The 5,123-nt window shown below is 32.0% G+C and carries 5 protein-coding genes; 2 read left to right on the top strand and 3 right to left on the bottom strand.

The genetic code is table 11. The features are described 5' to 3' along the window. From AACY61_RS08315 to AACY61_RS08305, 3 genes are all read right to left on the bottom strand, one after another. Window positions 1-820 (bottom strand): M43 family zinc metalloprotease (locus AACY61_RS08315; protein ID WP_339611108.1); only part of this gene is annotated, 820 nt, incomplete at its 3' end. 154 nt (window positions 821-974) lie between these two features. Then, window positions 975-1,775: a response regulator gene (locus AACY61_RS08310; protein ID WP_339611107.1), complete on the bottom strand. Its 801-nt coding sequence runs from the start codon at window positions 1,773-1,775 to the stop codon at window positions 975-977. Then, on the bottom strand, window positions 1,772-3,814 hold the full coding sequence (locus AACY61_RS08305; RefSeq protein ID WP_339611106.1) for a tetratricopeptide repeat protein: 2,043 nt from the start codon (window positions 3,812-3,814) through the stop codon (window positions 1,772-1,774). The genes AACY61_RS08310 and AACY61_RS08305 overlap by 4 nt, the downstream gene beginning before the upstream one ends. A gap of 400 nt (window positions 3,815-4,214) precedes the next feature. Between AACY61_RS08305 and AACY61_RS08300 the strand changes: the two genes are divergently transcribed. Then, window positions 4,215-4,769, top strand: a complete 555-nt coding sequence (locus tag AACY61_RS08300) for a hypothetical protein (RefSeq protein WP_339611105.1) — start codon at window positions 4,215-4,217, stop codon at window positions 4,767-4,769. A gap of 114 nt (window positions 4,770-4,883) precedes the next feature. Next, on the top strand, window positions 4,884-5,123 hold a 240-nt coding region (locus tag AACY61_RS08295; protein ID WP_339611104.1), incomplete at its 3' end, for a hypothetical protein.

The following is a 5,123-nucleotide window of genomic DNA, read 5'->3' as shown; positions in this document are numbered from 1 at the left end:
TCTGATAATTTGTTTTCTCTGATGGTTTAAAACAAACATCTTCTACAATCCCTTTTTTTACAGCTTCATATTGATTTGGTTTTTTTTGAGCAGGTGTGTCATGGATACCATCATCAGGTGATGTTAAACAATTTGGAGAAGCTTTGCCCCATATATGCTTAAGTCCCAGCCAATGTCCAACCTCATGGACAAATAGTGCGTGGCCAAAATATTTGTCTGTATAGAATAAAAACCTCCAGTCCATGACAATTCCGTCATTTAGCTTATTGGTTTCAGTTGGAAAGGTGCTATAACCACCTCCAAACTCTTTAGGATTGGTTTTTAAATTGCATACCCATACATTTAAAACTTTATCGGAATCAATATATCCATTTATTTTTAATGATTTGTCATAGGGCAAATCCCCAAAAAAATTTGTAGAATCATAATAATTGAAGACTTTCTTATTTGTTTTGTGATAAGAAACGCTTTTTAAACTTTTACATACGCTATTCGCTAATACAAAATTTATGTTTGCTTTCCCTATAATGTCTCTATATGCCGGATTAATGACTTTTTTATCCACATTGTTAAACCCTTTATTTAAATATTCTATAGCTTCTTTAAATTCTGAAATATCAATTGATGAATCTGGTATAGAGTCACTAACTACGTGAAATGCTACCGGGATTACAATCTCATAATTATTAGACTCATTTTTTCTGTAAACTGTTTTATCAGATGAAGATGTTTTTACCGGAAGCTTCTCTTTAGAAACGGGTTTTTCAACCTGATTTTTCTGCTGTATCTTTTCTTCCACTTTGTTCAAAATGATTTCCAAAATAGAATTTTTTTCTTGACTATATGAATTGATGGTAAAACTGGCAAAAAAAAGAAGGAGTATCAAATTTGAATTTTTCATACCCTAATATAAATCTCAAATGGATATTCTAAAACAAAAAATGAAAATGTAATCAATAGAAATGAAAATCAACCTATTTAATTTTTTGATAGAGCAACTCAAACCTGTTCTCTACTTCTGTCTTATAGGTCTTGGAGATATGGTGCACAGATTTTCCAATTTTAATGCGGGAGCCGTTAATGCGTCCATCCAAAATGTCTTCACTCAGGTTTACAATTTCGCTTTCGTTAATTCGGGAAAATTGTAAAGGGAGTTTTACTGAAATTTCAGTTAAAGAAACTGGCAGGAAATAAGACTGTTTATTGTGGGTTTCTATCCGCACATAGTTGGTTTTTAGTTTTTCTCCATAAGCATCTTTTGTAGAGATGAGGATGATTTCCTGAAAGGGAACCGGGACTTGTGAAACCGAATCTTTGGCCAGTTCTTTGAGGTTGTTTATATAATCTGTGTAACACAAAATCGATTTTTTTGGTACTTGTGGCTTCTGATTCTTTCTTTTAGCCAAAACTGTCTGTATGGCCCGTAATAATTCCTTCGTGTCCAAATGGGGTTTTGTTTTCACCAAAAACTGTTCATGTTTGGTCGCCAGGCTTTTATAAAAGGTCTCGTCATCACCATAATCTGTTACATAAATAAAAGGGATGCTATATTCCTTAGAGAGTTTCTCTCCAAGATCAATCCCTGTTTTATCTCCACTTAATTCTATATCCAGTAGAGCAACATCGGGAGTTTTCTTATGAACAGATAAAAGTGCTTCTTCATAAGAGGGCGAGTAGTCTGCAACGCTGTAGTTATTCTCTGTGAGAAACATTGCCATGCGTTTGTACAATAGGGCTTTGTCTTCAACGACTAATATATGGGCTTTTGGTTTCATAGGGTGGTTGGTTTTGGTAACGTGACTTGTAAAGTAACACCTTCGTCTCCTTTTAGTGAGAAGGTACCGTTATATTCTTGGGTAAGAAGTTTAATGGAATCTAAGCCAAAGGTGTTGCTGTTGTTCACATCAAAGCTTTCAGGCAAGCCTTTTCCGTTATCACTTAAAGTGAGTTTGTAAAATTCAGGCGATCCGTTCAGTTCAATTTTAATGATGCCTTGCTGGTTTGGTGTAAAGGCATATTTATAAGAATTGGTGATAAACTCATTGATGATGATTCCCATGGGAAAAGATGTTTGGGAGTCCAGTTCAGCTGCAGGGTCTATATGCTGCTCTACCGAAATGTTTGGGTTGGCATAAGCGGCCTTGACATTCTCAGCCAGCTTTGAAATATATTTTTGAGCATTCACGCTTGTAATATCCTCCTTACGGAAGAGCTGCTCGTGTATTTCAAACATGCTTTTTATTCTGTTTTGGAGTTCATTGAGCCTTTCCCGGTATGCAGAGTCGGTATATTTACCTTTGGCAAGGGAGATAAAAACATCAATAAAGGCCAGATTGTTTTTAAGCCTGTGGTGCAATTCTTTTTGAAGGTGCTCTACTTTGTTTTTTTGGCTTTCAATCTCTTTTTTTTGCTTCTGATTTTTTCTAAAGGCGATGAAAAATATACCCAACCCTACTACTGTGGTGGCTAGACCCCCACCCAATTGCCAGTTGCGTTTGGTTTGTAATGCCAATAACTTTTCCTGTTCGGCTTTTTCTGTTTTTAATTGAAGGTTTTCTTTTTCTTTTTTCTCGTTTTGGTATTTGGTCTCGATTTCGGTGGCGGCTTCTATTTGACTCTCTGAAAGTATATCATAAGCAATTCTAAAATATTTTTTATGATACTCTAAAGACTTTGGGTAATCCTTTTTTGCTTCATAAATCATAGAAAGGAGAATATATGAACTTCTTTCTAAAATCTCACTAAATACCTCAACGTTTGTAGTATCATTAAGTAGCTTAAGAAGTAACTTTTCTGCTTTATCATATTTTTCTTCCCTAACATATATATAGGAAACATTTAAGTCAATGTTATTTAATCCTACTTTACTTTCAAGTTCTGATGCAATAATTGAAGCTTTGTCATAATAATTTAGGGCCTCCTTCAACTTATTCATTCTTGAGTAAGTGGTTGCAATATTCAATAATATATCTAATGTTTGTAATTTGTCACCATATTCATTATTCAATTTAAGTGCCTCAAAGTTATAATTTAAAGCTTCTTCAAATCTTCCGCTACGAGAAGCATTTAACCCTAAGCCTCTATATGCATTAATGATTTCACTTTTATAACTAGTTTTAAGTGCTATTTCCAATCCTTCTTTTAAATATTTATCTGCCTGTTCTGATTCACCCAATCGCATATAATTACTTCCAATTGTATTTAAAGTAGATGCTTGTAATTGGGTATCAGAGTTTTTAGTTGCAATTTCATTGGCCTTAATAATTATTTCCATTGATTTTGTAAATTCCATTTTATTTTGATAAACGATTCCCATATTATTATATACAGTACCTATATAATCAGTTATCTTGTGTGTATTGCATATATCAATTGCTTTTTTATAAGCAATCAAAGCCATATCAAATTCCTGAAACTTATTATAAAGACTGCCTAATGCACTGTAGTCTTTTGCAAGGCCTAAATAGTTTTTTGATGCATTGTTTAATGTTAAGGATTTATTGAAATATTTTAGAGCTTGCACTGAATCTCTTTTCTTTTCATATTCCCTTATAAGCAATTGATAAGCATAGGATAAGGTTTCATCATCATTTAATTCTTTTGAAATTTCTATTAGCTCGTTGTAATATGGTTGACTTTCTTCAAGATTTGAAGATCTTGAATATTCGAGGCACAAATCTTTTAGGCTCTCAATTTTTTCCACTTTAGTGTCAGTATTTAAATATATATACTTTAAACTATCTATCTTCTGTTGTTGCCCATAAGCAGATTGGACAGTAAGAAGCACCCCAATAAAAATCAATAATCTCCTCATAATTTTAGAACTTAGTTGGTTTAAATTTAACAAATTTTTAATAAACCAGAAAAAATAATAGTACCAACTCCATTATATATAATATTCATTCAAATTATAACAATAATCATCTTATTTCATTATGTATTCATTTATTTAATGACTCCTGACCCCTTGCGGGTAGATTTCAATTTTTAATTATATGAGTTAAAAAGGTCAAATTTTACAGTTGAGCATAAAGATGTGAGACAATAGGATAGTATTTTTTTTCAGCTTATATTACTGTTCTAAAGTATTTTCATTTATAACCTCATTATTTTCACTCCAATTAGTCAAATACTCACAATTAGTTGTGTGGTGTTGTTTTATTATAGATTTTTAAGAATATTTCAACTAAGCAACTAACTTTAAAATTACAATTATGAAAAAATTATTTTTAACAACCATGCTTGTGGTTTTTTCATCAATTATGGTTTACGGTCAAAAGTGCAAAGCCGCTGAAAAAATAAAAGATGATTTTGCAGGTAAAAATTACGATTTATGGGGAGGTAAATTAAATACAGCTCGAAACATGTTAGCGGGTACTTCTGTAACATTTGATTTTTATGTTGCTGATATAGATGGCAAAAATACAGCATATATGCAGATTCTGTATATGCAGAAAGAAAATGATGCGTCTGTAAATAAAGTAGATATGCCTAAAGGAACAAAATTTATGCTAAAAACCGAAAACAATGAAATTATAGAATTTACGGCAGAAAAATCACAAAATGTCAAGAGAAAATTAGCACAATACACTAATAATATATTTTCATTATCAGCCGAAATAAACAGTGATCAACTTGAAACATTAGCTAATAATAACATCATTATGTATCAGGTAGTACCTGAAGAATTCGAGACATTAACCGGAGATGTTTCAAAAGGCCCCGGTAAAAAAATTAATAGACAGATCAGTTGCTTTGTTTCTAGATAGTAGTTTTAAAAAAGCACTTTTAAATGAAGCTTATGAATTTAAAATATTTATTATGTTGGGAATAATCCGAAAAACCAACTGAATTTTGAAGTAGGTGTATTTAACTTAAGAATTATGAGAAAACAACTCATGCTCCTGTTTATTCCATTTTTAATACTTATGGGATGTAACAAAGATGACGACCAAACGCAGGAACAAATAACTCCTGAAACATTTGTTAAAGGTCAAAATGAAATCATATCTGTTTCTGAAAATACAATCGTACTATCTGGTAATCAAAATAATATTGAGGCTAATGATATTATAGTATCAGGAGCTAATGACAATGCACCTTATGGTTTTTTAAGAAAAGTG

It is taken from the genome of uncultured Planktosalinus sp. (assembly GCF_963973675.1).
GTDB lineage: Bacteria > Bacteroidota > Bacteroidia > Flavobacteriales > Flavobacteriaceae > Planktosalinus.
Note: the sequence above shows the minus strand (reverse complement) of the source record. Positions and strands in the feature narration are given on the sequence as shown.